This is a genomic window from Vibrio chagasii, from assembly GCA_041879415.1.
GTDB lineage: Bacteria > Pseudomonadota > Gammaproteobacteria > Enterobacterales > Vibrionaceae > Vibrio.
In genome coordinates this window covers 1,090,857-1,113,627 of record CP090851.1, presented here as the reverse complement: position 1 = coordinate 1,113,627, position 22,771 = coordinate 1,090,857, and the positions used below count along the sequence as shown (strand labels likewise).

Genomic DNA, 22,771 nt, shown 5'->3' with positions numbered 1-22,771 from the left:
ATATAAAACATTAACATTTAGTCAGTTCGTTAGTATTGACATGAACTTATGTCGAGACACCTTCGAGCATTATCAGGCGAGCCTATGACGGATAATTTCTCCCCTTCTGCCAGTACCATTGTGGCAAAAGATTCTAAAAGCAATGAGCATGCAGTCAGCGAGTTGACTATTTCTGAATATTTATCGAAGCCGTTTAAAATAGAATTAACGCTCATATCTAAAAGCTTTGTTATCGACGACCAGCTTGGTCAAAAGCTCGCGGTTACACGATTTGTCAATGATACCGATAACCTAACTGCTACCCGAGTGTTCAATGGTATTGTTACGCAAGTTCAGCTGTTGGGTATGGACAGCAACCTGCAATATTCGAGTTACCGCGTCACTCTTAGACCTTGGTTCTGGTTGCTAAAACACACCCACTCATTTCGTGTATATCAAAGCCAATCAACCAAAGACATCGTTTCAGACGTATTAACGCAAGCGGGCTTTAGCGGATCCTTCAAAACAGGAACCATGCCCTCTTCTAAACGAGAATATTGTGTCCAATACAATGAAAGTGACTTCGACTTTGTCAGTCGTTTATTAGCGGAAGAAGGCGTTCATTATTTTTTCCAACACAGCGATTCTGATCACTTGATGATGCTCCAAGACGCACAAAGTCCATTTCAAAAATCAGATGCCAGTAAAATGGATATGATTGAGACGCCTTCCGGCAGCAATCCTTTTATAGATAAATGGATGCCGCAAGGTCAGTTTCATGGTGCAAGTATCGAGCTCACTGCTTATGACTACTCACAAAGCAAACTGGTGAGCAGTAAAGAGAAGAAATCGAGTCACAAGATCGCGAACAACACCAAATTAACCAAACAATACTATCCAAGCCTTGGTATTACCGGTGGAATGGAAGACCTTGCCAGTAACCTAGTCAAACGACGTATTGAACAACTAGAGCAAAACTATCAAACCGTCCACGCAGAAGCACAGCATGATTCATTCGAACTAGGAACTTGGTTTTCATTGTCGTCACACCTAGATAAGTCTCAGCTTGGCGACTATCTCGTTACTGAGCTCCGTATTAGTTACAACAGTGACAACCATTGTGAAACAAACCTCTCACTGATCGACACTTCAATTCCAAATTACCCGACGCCGAGAGATAAATCCAAAATACACGGTTTACAAAGCGCTGTAGTTGCAGGAAGCACCGCTGGTGAAATTAACCAAGATGACCAAGGTCGAGTTCGAATCCAGTTTCATTGGGATACTGAAGCTTCAGGTGACAAAACCAGTTGCTATGTCCGTGTCGCTCAAATGATGGCAGGCAGCGGCTATGGTGCACAGTTTATTCCGCGAGTGGGACAAGAAGTCTTGGTGAGCTTTATCGATGGAGATCCAGACCAACCTATCATCACCGGCAGTGTCTACAACAGTAAAAATCCACCACCTTACAAAGAAGCAAACTCAACCAAAACAGGCATCACCACCAAGCTAAGTGGATTAGCCAATGAACTCTATTTTGATGATAAGAAAGACAATGAACTCATGTACATGCATGCCACCAAAGATTTCACCAAGGAAGTAGAAAACAACCTAACTGAAACCATCAAAGGTGAATTGCTTCAGAAGACGACCAAACAAGTCACAGTCTCTACAGAGGACAACTACACACTGACTTCAGACAAAGCGATCAGCGAAAAAGGTAAATCCATCTCGTTAGAAGCCGATGACAAAATTGAGCTAACCGTTGGATCAAGCAAAATTACTATGTCTTCCTCTTCGATTAGCATTGAAGCCAGCAACATTGACATCAAAGCTAGCAGCGCACTCAATCTTGAAGGGATGAACGTGACCAGCAAGGCAACATCGGCGAACAAAATATCTGGTGTAACCACAGCACTCGAAGCAACAAGCTCTAACAGTATCAAAGGCCTTAGCGTGGCGATTAAAGCAGATACTACCCTTTCCGCTGAGGGCTCACTGAGTGCCGAGTTTAAATCTGGCTTAAAAGGTACATTTGATGGTGGTGTTATGGGCGAGCTAAAAGGTGCGATTGTTAAGGTGAATTAGCAGATTCAAGCCGCTAATACTTAAACCGGACCGCAGCACAAATTTAGGTAGAACAAAAAAATGTATAAAAAGATTCCGTATCAAACAGGCCGGCAATTAATCGATCGGTTCTCTAGCTCAGACGAAGCTCAGGCACTGATCGATGAAGATCTCAGCATCAACGACTCCATTGAAGCTCTGTTAAAGAACGAACTTTACTTCGACTTGGTTCAACTTCTTGCTCACGGGCTTCCCGTTCGTGAAGCTATTTGGTGGGGAGCGCATACACTCGATGCAAGAAATGACGTGTGGTCTACCATGCAAAAGCAATGTATCTCTACAGCAAAAGCGTGGGTTAAATCGCCATCAGAAGAGCAAAGGCGCAAGAGTGAACTATTCTCAAACAAGCTCAATTTAAATTGTGGCCCATCCTGGTTGGCGCAAGCGGTATTTTGGAACGGAGCTGGCAGTATTGTGGCACCAGATTTGCCAACGGTTCTTCCAGATCCTTTTCTATACTCTAAGGCAGTAGCTGGCGCGATTAACCACTCGGCAGCGCTACCAAATTGGGACAAAACAGACGAGTACTACAAAAAATCCATCGGTATAGCACTTGAGCTTGCCAAGGGAAGCAAAGCATAGGAGTTACCGATGACATTAGCCGCACGACTCACCGACATGCATGTATGCCCAATGCAAACACCTGCTGTCCCCCCTATCCCGCATGTTGGCGGGCCAATCAGTGGGCCCGGTGTTCCGACTGTTCTGATTGGTAATATGCCCGCAGCAACACTCGGCGACATGTGTGTCTGTGTTGGTCCTCCTGATAGCATCATCAAAGGCAGCGCGACAGTTCTCATTATGAGCAAACCTGCCGCTCGTATGGGCGATACCACAAGCCACGGTGGCACTATTGTCTTGGGTATGCCAACAGTGATGATTGGAGGCTAAACACCTTACATTTCATAGGGTTTCACAAAACCGTGACATCGGTCCACTTTTTTAGATGAAGTTCAAAGTTTTAAGTAAATATCTATTTTACATGAGACTTTTCACAAAAAAGCTCTAGAATTAATAAATGTTAACAAGTGTTTACGAAACATAAGGAATATGTATCAAATGTGACACTTTGTGCGATCGGAATAACAAATAGATTTTTTACAGGATGTATATGACAGAAATCGCCGACCTACTTGTTCTAATCTCGGATGATGCGCCCTCTGGCTCTTATTTGAAATTAGATCGAAGTGCCTATCGCAGTTTAAGAAACGTTTACAATAGCGCTCAATCGTCGTTCAGACAGTTAGTTGAGACACCTGATGCATCCTCAGATCCAGCCTTGGTTGACGCCAACACAGATAACTGGGCTGAGCTACGAAAAGTCTCAGAAGAAACACTCATTTCTCAGTCGAAAGACTTAGAAATATTAGGTTGGTATATTACCAGTCAGCTTTTTACTGCTAGCCCATTCGAAAACCTTGCTAATACTCTCCCTGCTTTAAACCAATTTATCGACCAATTCTGGGATACGCTAAACCCGATGCCACCAGAAGCGAAGCTAAAAGCTTCAGATGAGGCTGGAAAAGCAAAAGAGATTGCAGAATTCAGAACCAAGCCCTTACTTCAACTCGTTGGTGAGTCCGTTGATACCAGCTCTGTTTATGTGCCTTTTCAAATGCTCGACTTCTGTGCTGGCGTTACCTATGGCGATTACTTGATTGCTGAGCGTAAAGGCAACATAAATGAACTAAAAGAATCCGCTTTAGGCGCATTTGACCAAAGCGTTTCTGAAACGCTTTTTCAACTGGCAAGTATCTACAACGAACTAGAACTGGTAGAGAAAAACTTGGCGGAAAAATGCCAAGCAGTAGGTGCAACCCTAATCAGTTTTAACTTCATCAAGACTAACGTCCGCGACCTCATCAAGGCGATACACTTCCTAGTGGGTGAAAAATTCGCACCTTGGCCTTTAGATGACGATTTCCATGTGCTCAAAGCCTCGTCAGAAGTCGCAGTAGAAAGCGATTCGATACCTGCGGCATTAGAGCAAAGTGATGTGGCCCCTATTGACGCTAATTCAGCGACAACAGTCAGCCAAGATTTCGGGCAAGCAGCCCAAACAAATCAAGCACAATCTCATGCGTCAAATGTTCAGTTAACTCAGAATCAAGTTCAAGCTGTCGTTCAGAACGTATCGAGCATCAACGGTATTGTGAATCGTGATCATGCCTTCCAAGAGATTAGAAAGATCGCCGAATACTTTAAAGAGACTGAACCTCATAGCCCTATCGCATTCTTACTCGAGCGCTCTATTCGTTGGGGATATATGAGCTTTCCTGAGTTGCTCCAAGAGATGATTGGCAATGAACAAAATGTGATTGCCCAAATCAATCAAATGACCGGAATGGACAACCTAGACAAGATGGATTTGTCAGGTAAATCGGTTCCTGTAATGACTTCTGCTCCGGAGGCAACTCCGCCAGCAAAACCGACTATTGAAGAGCCAGCGAATGTAACGTCAGTTCCCGATAGTTCAAATAGCACCACAGATACAAACCAAACATCTGAATCTACTTCCGACTCATCATCGAGCAGCCTGCAAGATTTTGAGTGGTAAAGCACATTAATGCGTCAGCAAGGAGAAAGTAATGGCTTCTATTTTTATGAGAATTGATGGTACGACACCAAAAGGTGCAGCAACCGTAGAAAAAATCGGCGGCAAAGATGGTTTCTTTGCTCTTGATAGTATTTCTTGGAGCGCTGTTCGTGGTGTTGGTATCGATGTAGGTAATGCGAACAATGCGGACCAAGGTATGGTTGCTCTTGGTGAAGTCAACATGACTCGTGGCTGTGATGGTGCAACACCACATCTAACCACATTCTTATACGCGCCAGGTCCAGAAGGTCGCACTGTTGAAATCGTGATGACAAAACCAAACCGTGAAGGTTCTGGTGCTGATCCATACCTAATTCTAACGCTAAAAATGGCTCGTATGTCTAGCTATAACATGTCAGGTACTGACGGTTCCCTTCCAAGCGAATCTTTCAGCTTAACCTACACTGAGATTTCTAAGGCTTACTACATTGAAGCAGACGGCGGTAAGATCGAGAAAGGCCCTGAGGTTGGCTTCGATGCTACTACAGCTAAAGTCACTTCGACTGCTAAGTAATTAAACAAGGAGAGTTACCGTGGCACTAAATTCCCAACATAAACGCGTAAGTAAGAACCGCGTAAGTATTACCTATGACGTTGAGACTAATGGCGCTGTAGAAACCAAAGAGCTCCCTTTTGTTGTTGGGGTTATTGGTGACTACTCAGGCCATAAACAAGACAAAGAAGAAGTGGAAGATCGTACCTTCTACAACGTTGATAAAGACAATTTCGACACAGTAATGAAGCGCGTTGGCCCTGAACTATCCCTAAAAGTAGATAACGTACTTGCTGGTGATGATAGCCAATTTGAAGCGAACCTTAAGTTCGATTCAATGAAAGACTTCGAACCTGAAGCGATCATCGAACAGGTTGAACCGCTTAAGAAACTTGTCGAAACCCGTAATCAACTGAAGGTACTTCTTTCGAAAGCCGATCGTTCTCGCGACCTAGAGAAACTGCTGAAAGAAGTTCTACAAAGTGCAGATACGATCAATGCTCTTTCTGATGAGCTTGGCATTAAAGAAGAAGGAGCTGAGTAATGAGTACTGAAACTGAAAATCAAGCGCAACCGGAAGCTGCTGAAGGCTCACTGAGCTTTCTAGACCGTGCGATTGAAGCTACCACTCAAACTCCCGCAGACACCACCAAAGAGCTGTTTTCTGTTCTAACAGAGCAGGCGCTTTCAGGCACAGTGACGTGGGATAAAAACGTTACAAAAACCATCGAAAACGCGATTTCAGAGATCGATAAAAAGCTATCCAAGCAACTGTCTGAAGTGATGCAGCAAAAGGATCTGCAAAAACTAGAAGGCTCTTGGCGTGGTCTACAAAAACTGGTTAAAGAAAGCGAACTTGGCCGTGATCTGAAAATCAAAATGGTCGATTTCACCCAAGAAGAGCTGCTTGACCAATTTGAAGATGCACCTGCAATCGACCGTAGCCCACTATTCAATGCCGTTTACCAAGGTGAATTTGGTACAGCCGGCGGTGAACCTTATGGAACCTTCATTGGTGACTACGAGTTCAGCGCAAAAGATGAAGATGTTGCACTACTTCGTTACATGGGCGAAGTTGCTGCTGCCTGTCACGCTCCATTCGTTGCTGCTGCAAATGCAGAAATGTTCGAGTTTAATGATTTCCAAACCTTCTCTGAAGGTAAACCTGTTGCAGCGGGCTTCGACTCCCCAGCTTACGCAGCATGGAACTCATTCCGTGAGAGCGATGATGCGCGTTACGTAACACTCACACTTCCACGAACTCTTGCTCGTCTACCTTATGGTGGAAAAGGCTTGAGTACCGATGTGTTTGCTTACGAAGAGCTCGATACAGATATGGATGGCAACCCTAAACCTAAGAGCAATGATCAGCTAGTTTGGTCAAATGCAGCATATGATCTTGGTCTTAAAATGACTCAAGCTTACACAGCTTCTGGTTGGTGTACTTCGATTCGTGGTCTTGATAACGGTGGTAAGGTAGAAAACCTACCAAACCTAACGTACAAGTCTGAAGCTGGTGACCTACTGCAACAGTGTCCAACTGAAGTAAACCTAACGGATGAGCGTGAAAAAGAGCTGTCTGATCTTGGTTTCCTACCTTTAGTTCACTATAAGAGTTCAAACTACGCCGTGTTCATTGGCGGTCAAACTACACAGAAGCCTAAAACCTTCACTGACCCAGACGCAACAGCAAACGCTGCGATCTCTGCTCGCCTACCTTATATCATGGCAAGTAGCCGTATCGCGCACTATCTGAAAGTAATGGGCCGAGACAAGCTAGGTTCGAACCTTGAAGCTCCAGACATTAAGCGCGAGCTGCAACTATGGATCGACCAGTACACCAATGCTGGTGCAATTGGTAACGAGCAACGTGCAAAAACCCCTCTTTGTGAATCTCGCATCGAAGTGGTTGAGCAACCTGGTAAGCCAGGTGCCTACTCTGCAGTCGCTCACCTAAGACCTTGGCTACAACTTGAAGAACTGACCACCTCAGTTCGAATGGTTGCTAAGATTCCTGGCTAATAGGGATTTGGCCGGAGCAATCCGGCCAAAATTTTGTATGAAGTTAAATACAGAATGGCAAAACAAATTCAACCAATTAGATGACACAGATAATTCCTTTTTAAAAGAGGCTTTATCTCTGCTATCTGAGCTAGACCAACACTGCTTGCGCTCTAAATCCTCACTAATCTCATTGATATCAACACTGATATCGAAAATCGATAGCACACTCAGTTTACAACTCGATGAAGTTATCCATGATTCGGAGTTTCAAAAGCTAGAACGTAATTGGCTTAGCCTGCAACAACTCGCCTCCCTACCCGTTAGCTATCAAAGAGCACATGTAAAGCTTCTTGATATGAACTGGGAAGAGATATCCAGCGACGTTAACCAAGCATACTCAACTAAATCCAGTGACCTGTACAACAAGATAGGCAACAACGAGCTGAATACTTTAGGGGGACATCCGTTTGGTTGTATAGCTTTTAGCCACCCTATTTCTATGGATATCGATTTTGATGCTGAATACGACGACTTGTTTACCTTGGAGCTACTTGGAAAATTAGGGGAAGCGACACTCTGTCCAATGCTGTTTTCTCCAGTGCCTACTTTTTTTGGTGAGAGCGGCGCGGACTGGCTTTCAGATATCGAACGTATCAATAAGATTCTTTCAGGCCCCGATTACACCGCATGGCAAGAACTCCGTGCTAAACCGAGTTCTCGCTTCATTGGTATGGCGCTACCTCAAGTTAGAATCAGAGAAGCCTATAAAAATCGAAGAGCCGGGTTTATTTATAACGAACAAGGCAAAGGTGCGTGGGGGTTAGCCAACATGGTGCTCGCTACCACTGTTATGCGAGAGTTCCACCGCGTGAATTGGTTCGGTTTTTTAAAATCTCGCTGGAACGATAAGCTTCAAGGCGCGGTTATCAATCTGCCTGCGAACCACTATTTCGAGAGTTACCTACAAAAGCCAGTCACCGACATTAGTTTATTCGGGCAACTATCTAACTTCTATGCGCAAAGTGGCTTCATTCCACTTGCTAAAAGCCCATTAACTGACAAATTCTACTTCAACGGTAACAATTCGATTTGGCAATGTGGGCAAAGTGACAACGACAAAGTCCTTACTCAGATCCAAACCACACTGATGTCCTGCCGAATCGCGCATTACTTAAAAGTTCAAGTAAGAGAGATGATCGGCAGCTTCAATAACGCGACGGAGTGTGAACTGTTCTTAACGCACTGGATAGAAAAATTCTCAAGCAACGTGTCGTTTGCTAACGAAGAAACTCTGTCGAAATACCCATTGAGCTTTGCCAAAGTGAGTGTCACAGAGTCGAGCTCTCAATCTGGCAGCTTCGCTTGTACTTTGCGCATTGTGCCTCAATACCAGTTTGACTATTTCAGTGGTGAAGTGGTGCTAACTACCGACCTAAATGAGGTGGCGTAATGAGTTTCTGGACCACCTTTGTTAGCGATTCCAAACCGTACCAAGATGCTGAGATAGAGGACATCAAATTCCATCTCACCAAACTGTTAGAGGCAGAGGCTTCGCTAACTGACATTGACAACCGATTAGTTGAAGTAAACCGTTCGAATTTGAAGTTTGGTATCGAAGATATTCAGTTACTCAGTGCAACACTAGAAAAAACACAACTCACGCTAAGAATCGAAAATTGGATTAAAAGCTTTGAGCCACGCTTACACAACATTTCTGTCGAGCTTGGCGAGCGAAAAGAAGGCGATAACTCATTGTCGTTCAACATCATCGCCAAAGTAAAAACCAGCCATGGTGAACAAGACCTTATCTTTGATTCAAAAATCGCATTAAGCGACTTAACGACCTCTCTGGAAGAAGATAACTATGACTGAACCTATTATGCGGTACTTTGAGCAAGAGCTGGCGTTTGTTCGCCGTTCATTGGGACAGTTTGGTCAGGAATATCCTACACACGCTGAAAAGCTCAATATTCATCAGGGTAAAATCGAAGACCCAAGCATGGCTCGTCTACTTGACGGTGTTGCCCTTTTGAATGCAAAAGTCGAAAAGAAACTCTCGGAGCAGTTACCAGAAGTCATCGAAGGGATTCTCGGTGTTTTGTACCCTTCGTACATTCAAACCGTACCGAGCGTTGCGTACCTTGAGCTGCTAGCCGAAGATGGTCCCATTGAATCCAGTACTTTGCCAAAAGGTTCACTGTTTTCGAGCACCAACACCAAAAACGAGTGCCTATTCAGGACCGTTGATGAATTGAAAATCTCGCCGTTTAGCCTAAGTAACATTAAAGCTTTAAGCGCCCCATTTAGTTTCAACAGGCCCAAAACAGCCAGTCAAAGTAACGCTGTTGTCCAAATATCACTCAGCACTGGTGATCCAGAAACTCACTTCAGTCACTTGGAACTCAATGACCTAGACTTCTTCGTCAAAGGCTTTGAGAACAACGCAGACTCTCTCGTTGAATTGCTACTCAACAACACCTTGTCGATTTCGATCTCTGATAGTGAATGCGCTCAACACGTCACCCTTGATAGCCACCAGCTAAAGAATCGAATCAGCGACCTAGAATTTAAGTTTCTACCCGAGCACGGCAATCAGTTCACTGGCTACCAACTGATCAACGAATTCTTCTTTTTCAAGGAGAAGCGTCAGTTCTTTAGGCTCAAGAACTTCGCGAAATACGCGAGCCAGTTTGATGAATCGGAAATCGTGATCAACTTATTTATGTCTTCACTGCCGTCCGAATTCATCCGCTTGTTCAATAAAGATGTTATCAAGCTAAATGTTATGCCTGCGGTTAATCTGTTTGAGCAAACCGGTGAGCCTATTTCTTACGACCATCGAACTCTTTCAGTTCCCGTCAATGCCGATGCTCATAGCGACAACAATATCGAAATCATTGAGATTCAAGATGTTTACGAAATCACACCTAATGGAGAAATCCCATTAGTCCCTCTCTTTAAAGAGAAATATGCTCATAATCAGCGATACGATTATTGGCAAAGTAAACACAATCACTTTGGTGAAATGAGCATTGCGATATCACTTTCAGATACGCCAACGGCTGAATTCAGCAAGCTACTTGGTACGCGCTTACTGTGTACAAATGGTAAGCAAGCCTGCGGTGTGAGTGGCACTTTAGAATGCCTAGAGAGCATTGATTTACCTGGTGATTTTTCCCCTATTTATCCACCTTCAGCACCAATCACTAAGGAAGTTGATCAGAATGTTCACTGGGAATTTATCAGCTTATTGAACACCAACTTTTCGTCTTTAGTGCAGTCAAGCAACCCTGTAGCCGACCTTAAACACATGCTGAGCTTATGCAGCCGAGAGCAAGTATCAAGTGCTGAAATTCAGATGATTCACTCAATTACGTTTAATTCGCAAGTTTCTGCGATTCGTGTGCTGGGTAAAAACGTCTTCTCACCCGGTACCGAAATTGAATTAACTTTGGATGCAACAGGTCCCTACTTGGCATTTGCTGATGTACTAAACCGTTTCTTCCAACAATTTTGTAGTTTTGACCGATACATTCAACTCAAGATCCGCATCTATGGCCGAGATGGTATCGTCAAAAAGTACCCTAAAATCCATGGTAGCCAATTGTGTTTGTAACAGTGCAAACGTCCGCTAATGTCCAAACCGGACATAGCCAAAGTGCTTGTCATAAGGAGGCGCGATGAAGCCTTTCGTTCAAGATCTTGCTAATCAGCCTGAAAAGTATGACTTCACTCAGGCAATGAGACGATTGGAACAGTTACAAGCACAAAGCACCACACCGTTTCAGATTCAATTAAAGTCTGAAGCGATGCCAACTGGTAATCCCCAAGAGATTCAGTACTTCTCATTAAAAGGGAACAAGGCAAAGCTCAGATTGGCGAAACAAGCGCTTTCAGGCGTCAAAGGTGTCATACCCAATTATATTTACGAAGAGTTATTAGCGGCGATACACAATGAAGATCATTCGTTACAGGACTTTTTGGATGTGTTCAATCAGCGACACTATGAGATTACCTATCGAACCAATGCTCGACGTTGGTTATTAGTAGAAAGTGAGCAAAACCCAAAAAAGACAGCCTTGTTAAACCACTTTGCAGCGCTTGGGAAAGAGCACAAAGAGTACCTGCAATACTCGCTTCTTTTGAGCCAGCAGAGCCGCAGTTTGACTACGTTGAAGAAGATCCTGAATGACTATTTCCCCTATGCCATTGAAGTGGAGTGCAAAGCGTTTGAAAGACGTTTATTGCCAGCAGACTCGCTAACTCGGATTGGTACAGATCGTGATTTTAATAGTCGCTTAGGCCAAGGCTTTTTAGTCGGGAGAACCTGTCTCGCTCACTTCAATAATCTGAGTATTTTTGTGACCCCGAAAAACCGTAACGAGTTTCTCGAGATCCAACAAGATGACCAATTTGCTAAAGCCGTATTGTCTTTAACGCAGCATTACTTAAAAGACAGCACACCAGTTGCCATTTATTTGAACGTTAAACGTTCGTACTTAACCAGACCGCGTTTATCAAGCAAGGTTTCTATAGCCGCTCGATTAGGTGAAATCGACTACCTTGCACCTGAACGTAGCCCTAATGAGACCGTAAAGATTTTGCTTTTGTAGTTCATAAATACGGAATATGTAGATTATAGAGATACAAGGAATTGACTATGACACAAGTAACTCTCACTAACTTAGTAGGAAAACTTTCTCCCGAACTCAAGCAAGCGCTAGAAGCGTCTGCGGGTGCGGCAATGAATCAAGGTGTTGGCGCGATAGAGACTGAACACTGGATTCTTCAGCTTATTTCGCAAAAAGATCCCAAGCTGATGGCTCTGTGTGAATCGCAAAAGCTTTCGTTAGACGCCTTGGTTAATGAACTGACGAAGAAAGTTTCCATATTGGCGAAAGGGAATGAAGGTCAGCCTACATTGAGTCATGGTCTCACGGAGTTAATCAAAGATGCTTGGATGATTGCATCGGTTAACTACGGTCACGGAGAGATCGTCAGCTTGCATCTAATCCAAGCACTCATGCAGCAAAATGTTTTAGGGGTAAGTACCCTACAACTCGAAACACTAAGCAACGTGTCACTCGAGTCTCTGCAAGGCTTGATCAAGAAAACTCCGATTGCACGCAACACAGCCTCTCCTTCAGCTAGCGGCTCTGTTGATACTACTCCAGCGGGTAACGATGCATTAAGCAAATACACCGTTAACCTGACGCAACAAGCACTCGACGGAAACATCGACCCTATTTCAGGCCGTAATGCTGAAGTAAGAAAAGCGATTGATATCTTATGTCGTAAGCGTCAGAACAACCCAATTATGGTCGGTGAACCCGGCGTAGGTAAGACGGCCGTTGTCGAAGGTCTAGCTTTAAGAATCGCGGCAGATGAAGTACCAAGCGCATTGCAAGGGGTACAAATCCACTCACTTGACCTTGGGTTACTTCAAGCGGGAGCTAGCGTTAAGGGTGAGTTTGAGAACCGTCTAAAAGATGTCATCAACGAAGTAAAAAGCTCTGAAGTGCCAATCATTGTGTTCATTGATGAAGCACACACGCTTATTGGTGCTGGCGGCGCAGCAGGACAAAACGATGCTGCTAACCTTCTCAAACCAGCACTAGCTCGTGGTGAATTCAAAACCATTGCCGCGACAACCTGGGCCGAGTACAAGAAGTACTTTGAAAAAGATCCAGCACTAACACGTCGATTCCAAGTCGTCACCATTGAAGAACCCAACGCAGAAGATGCAATGCAGATGCTTCGCGGCGTAGCGGCTTCACTGCAAGCTCACCACGGCGCATTTATCGCAGAATCGGCAATCGAAGCTGCTGTTAACTTATCGATTCGTTACCTTCCAAGCCGTCAGTTACCCGACAAAGCGATCAGCCTTCTTGATACCGCCAGCGCCCGAATTGCCTTAACACAAGGGGCTAAGCCAGAAGTGCTGGAAACACTTGAACAGACCATTCGTTATCAAGAAAACGAGAAGGCAGCACTAGAGAAAGAAGATGCCCTATTCTCAAACAGCGCTGAAGTAATCGAAGAGCTGACACAATCAATCGAAGAGAACCAACAGGCACTTGCCGCGTATTACACGCGCTGGGAGAAAGAGATTGAATTAGTTGATCAAATCAAGACTGTTCAACAAGAGATAACCGAAGAACAGGAGCAAGATGCCGTCGATGCCACTAAACAGAAACAACTTGATACTCTGAGAACCGAATTAGCAGACCTACAAGGTGAAGAGCCTTTGGTTTATGCGATGGTTGACGACAACACCATCGCTCAAGTGATTGCCAATTGGACAGGTATCCCGGTTGGCAACATGATGAGTGATGAAATCGCTAAGCTGCTTACCCTTGAAGACGAGCTTAATACCCGAGTTATTGGTCAAGATGTTGCTAAGAATGAGCTTGCTAAAGCGATTCGTATATCCCGCGCGGGTTTAACCGATAACCGTAAACCTATCGGTGTGTTCTTAATGTGTGGCCCAAGTGGTGTGGGTAAAACCGAAACCGCCATGGCACTCGCGGAGCAACTGTACGGAGGTAGCAACGACCTTACTGTAATCAACATGACTGAGTTTAAAGAAGAGCATAAGATCTCTATGTTGCTTGGCTCACCAGCGGGTTACGTCGGCTTTGGTGAAGGTGGTGTGTTAACAGAAGCGATTCGACGCAATCCTTACTCAGTACTGCTGTTAGATGAAATGGAAAAAGCGCACCCTGGCGTACATGACCTGTTTTACCAAATCTTCGATAAAGGCCATATCAAAGACAGCGAAGGCCGAACGGTTGATTTCAAAAACACCATTATCATCATGACCTCTAATGCCGCTGATCAAGCTATCTGTGATGTCTGTGCTAAGACTACAGACCGCATAGACAACGACGAGCTACTGGAAGCGATTCGTCCCGACTTGCAACAGTACTTCAAGCCCGCTTTCTTAGGCCGAGCTACCATTGTCCCGTACTACCCGCTTAATGATGAAGAACTAGCGAAGATCACCGAGATATCGCTTAATCGCATCAAGAAGAAGCTGGCAGAACAATATCAAGCGTCGTTCACATGGGATGCTGACTTCATTCAGTTTGTCGTGGATCGTAATACAGACCCAACAACGGGTGGCCGTGCTGTCGAGCAAATCATTAACCGCTCTCTGATGCCTAGGTTGGCTGAAGAGTGTATCGGGCGTTTAAGCCGCAGCGAACCGATTACTCATGTATCGGTCAGCGCGACAAACAACAGCGCCGATTTCGATTTAACGATTAAATAGGCCTTAGCTAATGAGCAGTAAGACTAGCCAAACCTTGACCAAAGCATCGTTACTTAACCTGTCGCTGCGGGTTAAGTTGATGTTTGCCATCATGGCGGTCTTGCTGTTTTCCATTGCATTAAACGCTACACTGAACTATTTCAATTTTGAAAAAAGACTGACTGAAACGTCTGATTCTATCTATGAGATAGTCTTAGAGGAGACTCATAACGATATTAACCAAGCGATCAGCTTAGGCTTACCTCTATCTGCCATCTCCAATATTCAGAATATGCTGGATCGCCGCCTCCAAATTGTTGATGGTATTAACGCTTTGGTGGTTGTCTCTACCTCTGGAGAACAACTGTTTGGTACCGGAGAAGGAACTGAGCAAAGTGATCGTCAGCTATCACTTGATATCACCAACTCTTTTGGCTTAGTCGAGGGGCAAGTAAAACTCTACTACTCCACCACCCTATTAGAACAGCAAAAGACCTTCTTACTTAAACTTCAGTTTCTCTATTCTGCAATTTGGATTCTGCTTTCATGTTTGGTTGCCTTTGTCGCGTTGAAATACTTATTGGAAGGTATTGTTAGTAGAGTAAAAAGTGCAACCGCCATCTTTGAGTCTGAGCCCGGTTCAGATAAGTTGCTGCCAACGATCACACAAGCTCACAAAGCGCTTCAATCTCCGAACTCGTTATCCAAGTTTGAGAAGTTTAAAAACAAACACTTTCCCGTGTTTATTATCTCCCTCGCAATCTTACTTACTATCATCGCCAACTTAGGGGTTTCATACCAATCTCTCGATAAGTTTTCTCAAATATACGAAATCAAGCTTGAACAGAAATCGAACCTAATTGGTGATTCACTAAATCAAATGATAAAGGGACTACTTGATAAGGGAGTACCTGACGACAGGCTATTTGGTTTAGAAGAAGAATTTGCGTTCTTCGTCGATCACCACAGCGAAATTCTATCGATTAACTTTCAAGGGCAACCTGGAACAACGTATCGCTATCCTGAGGTTTATGTAGAGCACCCTTCTATTCGCGAGTCTACGTTCACGCTCAATAACAGCCATACGATTCAGTTGAATGTTACGACTGACAACAATTTGATCATCAACCTGCTCAAAGAGAGCGTCATGGATATGATCACCGTGTTGGTTGCCTCTTGCCTTGTGGTGGCCGAAATCATTCTGTTCATGTGTAACTTCATGATCATCTCACCTTGGAATCAGGTAAAGCGTGTCTTTATGCTGGTCAACAGAGACATTGTGAATCACCTTGCTAAGATCTCGACTCGAGATGAGATTGGTAAACTACTCAATCTCACCAATAAAGCGATCACCAAACTGAATCCCAACCAACCATCTCAAGATATTGATAAACAAGATTTTCGATTCATTCGCTTGCCGCTATTTTTATTAGTGTTCTCTGAAGCCTCTTCGCTGGCATTTTTTCCAACGTTTGTCTCTTCATTAGAAAATACCACAGGCTGGATACCTGAAAACCTTGTGACCAGTTTACCTATTTCTCTATTCATGCTGTGCTGGGCAATCTCACTGCCATTCGCAGGCTATTGGTCAGACAAAGTAGGTAGAAGGCATTCGTTAATCACGGGTGGACTCATTACGTGTATCGGCTTAGTGGCTACCGCTTTCATTCAATCACTTGAATTGTTGTTGATCGCTCGTGCCTTTACCGCGGTTGGTTACGGCATCGTGTTTATTTCAGCTCAGGGTTATGTCTCTGATACCACCAATGACTCGAACCGGACAAAAGGCATGGCGACCTTCCTGTCGTCGTTCTTCTCCGGATCCCTATGCGGCGCTGCGATTGGTGGCATCCTTGCGGAAAAACTCGGCTATTCAGAAACCTTTATGCTGGCTGGATTGTTAGCCACGCTCAGCGTGCTGTTGGTCTATGTATTCTTTGAAAAGTCCAATAGCAGCAATTCAAGTAAACCCGTCAAGTTGCAAGACTTCAAACTGCTGTTGAGTAACAAGTACTTCGCGTTAATTACTGTCTTCAGTGCTATCCCCGCAAAGATAGTCCTTACAGGCTTCCTTTATTACATCTGTCCTGTCTACCTGCAGTTTCTTGGGGAAAGTAGCTCTGTATCCGGTCGCGTAATAATGGCTTATGGCCTCGCGATCATTCTAATCTCACCGTTGAGTGCTATTTTGGTCGACAAGCTCAAAAACAAAATGGCGTTTATCTTCATTGGTGGGCTACTGTCTGCGCTCGCCCTACTCAACTTCTATTTCTTCCAAGGTACACTGGGGCTACTTCTGATCGTTATTATCATTGGTATTGCACACGGCATCTGTGTTTCTCCTCAAATACCTTTAGTCATCGACCTACTTTCTGGACAAGGCATCGAGAAAGGTAAAATCATCGGTATCTTTAGGCTTACAGAGCGTATCGGTAATATCGCAGGGCCAATGTTAGCCGGCGTAAGCTTAAGTATTTTCGGTTACGACCAAACCATTATTATATTTGGTGCTTCCCTACTCGTAAGCTCATTAAGCTTGATTCTGTTCTTCTCAATCTTTCTTAAAGCTGACAAACATAAGCTAGGAGTTCAATCATGAAAATGATCGTGTTCATTCTAAGCTTTATTTTGATGACTCCTGCAGCGTTTGCTAATAGCGCTGAAAAACACGTCATTCTTTTGTTATGGCGGGGAGTAACTGATGCTGAGCAAGGCTTCATGGACTATTTATCTCAGCATGTGGATGTGCGATTCACGATATTAGATGCCAACCGAGATAAGGCAGCACTCAAGCAACACATCAAAGATTTAGAATATAAAAACGCAGATCTTATCTATTCATTTGGTACCACTATCACACTGAATTTATTAGGTACTTACTCCAAACCTAGTGATTTTAGAACAAACAATACGACACCAGTCGTGTTTAGTATTGTTACCGACCCCGTCGGTTCTAATTTAATTTCTGATTTATCTTCGAAAGATAGAAATTTTACGGGTGTCTCACATATTGTCCCTCATGAAATACAGTTCAAAGCCATTGATAAACTAAATAACATTTCTAGCCTTGGGGTTATCTATAACGCTGATGAAAATAATTCGGTTATCACCGCAAATAAAATGATGGAGTTATCGGAAATTTATAATAAGCGTGTTATGTTGTACCCATTAAGCATTGATAAAAGTAAGTCAAACAGCGACTTAATTAACCTCACGATAAATAATATGAAACGTGATGGTGTCGATATGGCTTACTTACCACCTGATTCATACATCATCACCCAAGGAGGGGAAGTCGTATCAGGGTTACATTCGAAGGGTATCCCAACATTCTCGGCCACTGAAAGTCCGATAAGAAAGCACCAAGCCTTGTTTGGTATCGTAAGTCGTTACTACAACGTTGGTCAGTTTGCGGGATACAAAGCGAAGAACATTTTGAAAGGAACTCAAAAAGCTTCAGACATACCAATAGAGTCACTCAGCCAATATTCTTATATTGTGAATATCGAAGCCGCACAGAAGCTCGACTATTACCCGCCAGTGTCTATATTGAAAATCTCTGAAGTGATAGGAAACTCTAATGATGTTAACTAGAGCCTCTACCATCAGATTATCGTTAGCCACTCTTATCCTCTCGGCATCTTGGTCGATGAGCGGTTTCGCTCAACTTAAAATTGGGCCATCAAGGCTTTTACTAACCACTCAAGATTGGCCGCCCTACCAAAGTTATGAAAACGCTACGATGCAAGGCATTGCTTTAGACAAAGTGAAGTGTGCCTTGGGCAAGATGGGACAACCCTACCAGCTAACAATGACTACTTGGTCTGATGCACAACTGCGTGTTCATAGTGGCAGCCAGCATGGATTTTTCGTTGCGACACAAACATCAGAACGTGATGAGTATGCGACGCTTTCCGCTCCAATCGCTAAACAGACTTTGAATTGGTATTTTGGTCCGGGAGTGGAACCGAAGGTTGATGAATTGTCAAAGTTAAACCTCAACTTTTCTGCCAAATTTGGCTCAAACAAATGGTTTTGGCTAAAACGTAACGGATTTAACGTCGTTAAGCAGCCACGAGATGCTAAAGTATTACTAAGACTTTTAAAACAAAGGGAAATTGATGTTGTTTTAGAAGATGAGTTGGTATTCAAACGGGAGCTAGAACATGCCTCATTACCACTCGATTACTTCAATTCGACGAACTTAGATACCAAGGATATGGGGGTCTACTTTTCGAATCGATTTCTTAAAACCTACTCAGGTTTCCTAGGCAGTTTTAACACAGCCATATCCAAGTGCAAGGAGTAGCCATTGTCCATCAGTGTCCACATGATTTCTGTACCTGCTGAAGAGGTTGTTTCCTCTAGAGTGTCGTATCTGCCAGAAAGTGGCGGAAGCTTAGGTCGTTCTCCGTCATGTGATATTGCGCTTCCAGACCAAACAAAATGGATTTCTCGTACTCACTGTCAGCTGTACCCAACGGATCGCGGTTACGTGATTAAGGACATCAGTAACAACGGCGTTTCGTTAAACGACAAATCACTGGCAAAAGAGAAAGAGTACGTTATTACTGATGGCGACATCATCAAACTAGGTGGTTACACACTGCTGGTTAGCCTATTAAGTACCCCCAAGGTTGAGTCAGCGAACAGCAAACAGGATGACACTTTCATAGAACCTTTCAATTTAAAACTGGATGACAGCGACACTGACTTTCTCGATGAGGCACCAGAAGTTACATCCACAAAAAAAACATCAAACTTCTCTTCAAAAAATGTGTTGAGTGATGACCCGTTCTCTTCTGACCCATTTGAGGATCTGGACGATGAAAAAGTTGTTCCCAACATTGAAGTGGACGAAATCGCTCATGGTGACACCAGCACCCTATCCTCTGCAGAGTTAGAGTATTTGCCAGTCAATATCGAGAACAACACTCGAATTGAAGAATCAATCGACAAGCTCATTACCCTAACCGAGAAAAATCAGCAGTATTTACAAAATCCACAACTGCAGCAAAAAGCCTTATTTGATGCGTTAGAGCAAACGGTTGATCAGTTCTTAAACGAATTTGCACCAACGCAGCTTGAGAGCCAATTTAGCGAATACGTAAGTAGCGGCATTTTTAGCAATAAAGATAAAAAGTATTGGAAGATCTATCGTAAACACTTCCAACACCGCCAAGACAACGGAGATTTCAGACGTCAGTTCAAAGCACTGTTTATGGAGAACATGCAAAAGCAAAGTGAGGAGAGAGAATGAAAAGGCTCATACTCTTATCCCTTTGTTTACTCGTCGCAGCATGCTCGTCATCGGACCCTGCTCCGGTCGTGACTCAATACTCGCTTACGGTAAAAGCAGACGCGACAATCAATCAGTACAACGACGATCAAGCCAACCCAGTTGTGGTTAGGCTTTACCAACTAACGGATCAACAGCTGTTCAAGCAACTGCCATTTATTGATTTATACAATAATGACTTGCAGTTGCTCGCGGCAAACTTGGTTTCAAAACAGGTGTTACCGATCGTCTTGCCAAACTCTGAACAAACGGTGACGTTAGATATCAATAAGAACACGCAATACATTGCAGCACTGGTTGAATTTGCAGATTACCAAGATGGCACGACCAAAGCCGTCCTCATGATGCCCACCGATCCAGAGCAAACTTTAGAGTTAACGATTACAGGGAAGAAAGCAGAGCTAGCCGTGATACAGCCAGACTCTAGCTGGTGGCAAATCTTTTAGTAAAACAGCCAACCAATAAAAATTATAGAAAAGGATTTTACGTGGACGCTTTCAAAAAAGTAGTGTGGCAAGAAGGGATGTTTATTGCACCTCAGCACTTTCAACAGCAAGACCGCTATGTGCAAAACTACATTCGTCAGAATATTGAAACACTGGCTGGGTTTGCCCCTTTCTTTGGCATCACCGAGTTAGTACTTAACCATGATCTATTAAAGATCGGTAAACTCTCAATCCCGAGTTGTTCCGGCGTGTTCCCTGATGGAACTCAGTTTAACCTCAAGCAAGAAATCGTTGTCGATATTCCACAAGGCACTATTGAAACCGTGGTCTATCTTGCACTGCCAATCTCTTTGCAAGGTAACAATGATTACAGCGAAGATGGTCAAGAGCAAAGCCGTTACATCACTCGTTCAATTAATGTTTTCGATACCTCAACCTCAGAAAACGCCAGCGTCGAAGTTGATGTCGCACAACTCAACATCGGCCTCAAGTTTGCAGGAGAAGACACCTCTGGTTTTACCCTAATTCCGGTCGCTAAGATTCTAGAAATCAGCGATTCCGACGAAGTGATGTTGGATCGTGCCTTTATTCCAGCTTGTTTGCACTATGGCGCGTCGACGCTGCTTAGCGAACGAGTCAAAGAGATTCATGCACTGGTAAGTAACCGTGCTCAAAACCTTTTGAAACGCATCGAAGCTGGCCAAGGGCAGAAAAGCCCGCAGTCTATGATGCAAGACTTCCTTTGGCTGCAAACGCTCAACACGTGGTTACCGTGGTTCGAATTAACCATTAGCAACACCAAGTACCCGACTCACGAGCTGTATTCAAAGCTAAAGCAGTTTGAAGCTCAAGTGATGGCACTAACACCAGCGATCCCCGGTCAATGTCAGCCCCTAAAATACGATAAGCTTTACGACAACTTTAACCCACTGTTTTCAAGCTTAAGAAACCTGCTGACTCTCGTTCAACAAGATTCTGTCATCGAGTTCAAATGGGACATATCTCTGTTTGAAAAACGCCGCTTACTTCGCACCCTTATCAAAGATCCAAGCAGCGTATACAACCGTCGCTTCGTTCTGAGTGTGAAGTCCGATATCAGCAGTACAGAGTTAAATGAACTGTTCCCTATTTCAGCTAAACTGAGCAGCAACAACAAGATTGTAGAGCTGGTTCGAAGCTCCCTGTCTGGCATCTCATTAACCCCACTGCCTATTGCGCCAAGTGAGCTCAAGCCGATGCAAGGCGTCGCTTATTTTGAAGTCGATACCAAAGACAGAAACTGGCTCGATATGCTCGACACTCGCGATGCCATTGCGCTGCATGTTGATGCTCGGATACCAACTCTCGAAGTTGTTCTTTACGCGTTGAGATAATAGCTATGGATTATTTAGACGAAGAAACACTGGTCATCGATAAAGCGTCAAAAGGCTCTGCTAATACAGGGGCTGACCAGGCTTTCTCTAAATTAGTCGCGGTGCACTCCAGCAGCGCCCAAGAAGAGTTTCTGCGTCACTTTGATAAAGCAGAGAATCAACTGATCAATATCAGCAGTGATTTACTAACCAAGACACTCAAGATCTCAACCTTATCTGAACCAGATGACTTAACCGTTTTCCGTGAGCAACTTATTCAGGGCATTAACGACATCAAAGCTCAAGCGACCGAGTTAACCTACCCTGTTGCAGTTATCGATAAGCTCTGTTTTTTGTATGCCGTGGTGATTGATGAGTTCATCATTTATACCGAGTGGGGAGAGAAACGAGGCTGGGAAAATAAAACCCTACTGAGTGAACTGTTTGGTATGCGTAACGGTGGTGAGCTGTTCTTCTCTGTTGCCGAAAAAGCCGCGAGACAGCCTCACAAATTAATTGATCTTCTTGAGATCGTTTATCTCTTTATCAATATCGGGTTCAAAGGACAATATCGGGAAGGTGGTGCTGAGCAACTAAAGGCATTTGTCCATCAATTAGAACAGACCATTAGCCAGTATCGCACTGTTAGCGGTGTTCACTGCCGCACTAAAGTTAAGCTCCCAGAAGTAAGAAAGCCGACTCGACGTAAGCGATACTTCATTACCAGTTTGTTTTTCTTTTGTCTGATAGCAACCAGTATTGGGCTCACTGAGTTTTGGTACACCAAGACTCATACCCAGCGAGCTCGCGATTTCACCTTTTTACCTAACTTTAGTGAGCGCTACGTCTTATCTGGTGAAGTTAAAGACATCGTATTTATTAGCCAAGACAACGATCTTGAATCACCACCTCGTCATGCAAGTAAAGCTCAAGCGGTTGAGACATCACAGGTTACCAGCTTAGCGCCAAGCACGGCGAATTGGTTGGTTCAATTAGCGACGTTCTCTAGTAAGAAAAATGCCCAAGCTTTTATCAACAATCTGTCGCCATCAGCTTATGAACCAATCATCTCGCCGTACAAGAAATACTACCGAGTGATATTGAGAGCGAGCACCTCAGAAGAAGCGAGAAAAACCAAAGCATGGTATGTCGAAAACGACCAAATAAATGCCATTATCGTTCGCACTTCTGCGCATGACTTAAACAAGGAAGAGTCTAACTGA

19 protein-coding genes are annotated in these 22,771 nt (G+C 43.9%); all 19 read left to right on the top strand.

Features of this window, described 5'->3' with window-relative positions:
* Positions 1–84: 84 nt before the first annotated feature.
* Positions 85–2,067 (top strand): type VI secretion system tip protein VgrG, encoded by a 1,983-nt coding sequence (gene vgrG / locus L0991_04885; protein XGB63404.1) that lies wholly within the window; start codon positions 85–87, stop codon positions 2,065–2,067.
* A 60-nt stretch (positions 2,068–2,127) separates the two neighbouring features.
* Complete coding sequence (locus tag L0991_04880) at positions 2,128–2,688, top strand: hypothetical protein (protein XGB63403.1); 561 nt, start codon at positions 2,128–2,130, stop codon at positions 2,686–2,688.
* A 9-nt stretch (positions 2,689–2,697) separates the two neighbouring features.
* Positions 2,698–2,997: a PAAR domain-containing protein gene (locus tag L0991_04875; protein ID XGB63402.1), complete on the top strand. Its 300-nt coding sequence runs from the start codon at positions 2,698–2,700 to the stop codon at positions 2,995–2,997.
* Positions 2,998–3,217: 220 nt separating this feature from the next.
* Complete coding sequence (locus L0991_04870) at positions 3,218–4,663, top strand: type VI secretion system ImpA family N-terminal domain-containing protein (protein XGB63401.1); 1,446 nt, start codon at positions 3,218–3,220, stop codon at positions 4,661–4,663.
* Positions 4,664–4,694: 31 nt separating this feature from the next.
* Positions 4,695–5,216, top strand: coding sequence for a type VI secretion system tube protein Hcp (locus tag L0991_04865; protein ID XGB63400.1), 522 nt, complete (start codon positions 4,695–4,697; stop codon positions 5,214–5,216).
* Positions 5,217–5,235: 19 nt separating this feature from the next.
* Entirely contained in the window at positions 5,236–5,739 is a 504-nt protein-coding gene (gene tssB / locus L0991_04860; GenBank protein XGB63399.1) for a type VI secretion system contractile sheath small subunit, read from the top strand.
* Positions 5,739–7,217 carry a type VI secretion system contractile sheath large subunit gene (tssC, locus tag L0991_04855; GenBank protein ID XGB63398.1) on the top strand — a complete coding sequence of 493 codons (1,479 nt, stop codon included), beginning with the start codon at positions 5,739–5,741 and terminating at the stop codon, positions 7,215–7,217. Before tssB ends, tssC begins: the two co-directional genes overlap by 1 nt.
* Positions 7,218–7,254: 37 nt before the next feature.
* Entirely contained in the window at positions 7,255–8,649 is a 1,395-nt protein-coding gene (locus tag L0991_04850; protein XGB63397.1) for a type VI secretion system contractile sheath large subunit, read from the top strand.
* Positions 8,649–9,071 (top strand): type VI secretion system baseplate subunit TssE, encoded by a 423-nt coding sequence (tssE, locus tag L0991_04845; GenBank protein XGB63396.1) that lies wholly within the window; start codon positions 8,649–8,651, stop codon positions 9,069–9,071. Before L0991_04850 ends, tssE begins: the two co-directional genes overlap by 1 nt.
* A complete protein-coding gene (tssF, locus tag L0991_04840) occupies positions 9,064–10,815 on the top strand; it encodes a type VI secretion system baseplate subunit TssF (protein XGB63395.1) in 1,752 nt (583 codons plus the stop codon). Before tssE ends, tssF begins: the two co-directional genes overlap by 8 nt.
* A gap of 64 nt (positions 10,816–10,879) precedes the next feature.
* Positions 10,880–11,812, top strand: coding sequence for a type VI secretion system baseplate subunit TssG (locus tag L0991_04835; GenBank protein ID XGB63394.1), 933 nt, complete (start codon positions 10,880–10,882; stop codon positions 11,810–11,812).
* A 47-nt stretch (positions 11,813–11,859) separates the two neighbouring features.
* Positions 11,860–14,472: a type VI secretion system ATPase TssH gene (gene tssH, locus L0991_04830; protein XGB63393.1), complete on the top strand. Its 2,613-nt coding sequence runs from the start codon at positions 11,860–11,862 to the stop codon at positions 14,470–14,472.
* 10 nt (positions 14,473–14,482) lie between these two features.
* A complete protein-coding gene (locus tag L0991_04825) occupies positions 14,483–17,050 on the top strand; it encodes an MFS transporter (GenBank protein XGB63392.1) in 2,568 nt (855 codons plus the stop codon).
* Positions 17,047–18,045, top strand: coding sequence for an ABC transporter substrate-binding protein (locus tag L0991_04820; protein XGB63391.1), 999 nt, complete (start codon positions 17,047–17,049; stop codon positions 18,043–18,045). Before L0991_04825 ends, L0991_04820 begins: the two co-directional genes overlap by 4 nt.
* Positions 18,032–18,760 (top strand): transporter substrate-binding domain-containing protein, encoded by a 729-nt coding sequence (locus L0991_04815; GenBank protein ID XGB63390.1) that lies wholly within the window; start codon positions 18,032–18,034, stop codon positions 18,758–18,760. The genes L0991_04820 and L0991_04815 overlap by 14 nt, the downstream gene beginning before the upstream one ends.
* A 3-nt stretch (positions 18,761–18,763) precedes the next feature.
* On the top strand, positions 18,764–19,711 hold the full coding sequence (locus L0991_04810; GenBank protein ID XGB63389.1) for an FHA domain-containing protein: 948 nt from the start codon (positions 18,764–18,766) through the stop codon (positions 19,709–19,711).
* Positions 19,708–20,196: a type VI secretion system lipoprotein TssJ gene (gene tssJ, locus L0991_04805; GenBank protein XGB63388.1), complete on the top strand. Its 489-nt coding sequence runs from the start codon at positions 19,708–19,710 to the stop codon at positions 20,194–20,196. The genes L0991_04810 and tssJ overlap by 4 nt, the downstream gene beginning before the upstream one ends.
* A 41-nt stretch (positions 20,197–20,237) precedes the next feature.
* Positions 20,238–21,569, top strand: coding sequence for a type VI secretion system baseplate subunit TssK (gene tssK, locus L0991_04800; protein XGB63387.1), 1,332 nt, complete (start codon positions 20,238–20,240; stop codon positions 21,567–21,569).
* A gap of 5 nt (positions 21,570–21,574) precedes the next feature.
* Positions 21,575–22,771: a type IVB secretion system protein IcmH/DotU gene (icmH, locus tag L0991_04795; GenBank protein XGB63386.1), complete on the top strand. Its 1,197-nt coding sequence runs from the start codon at positions 21,575–21,577 to the stop codon at positions 22,769–22,771.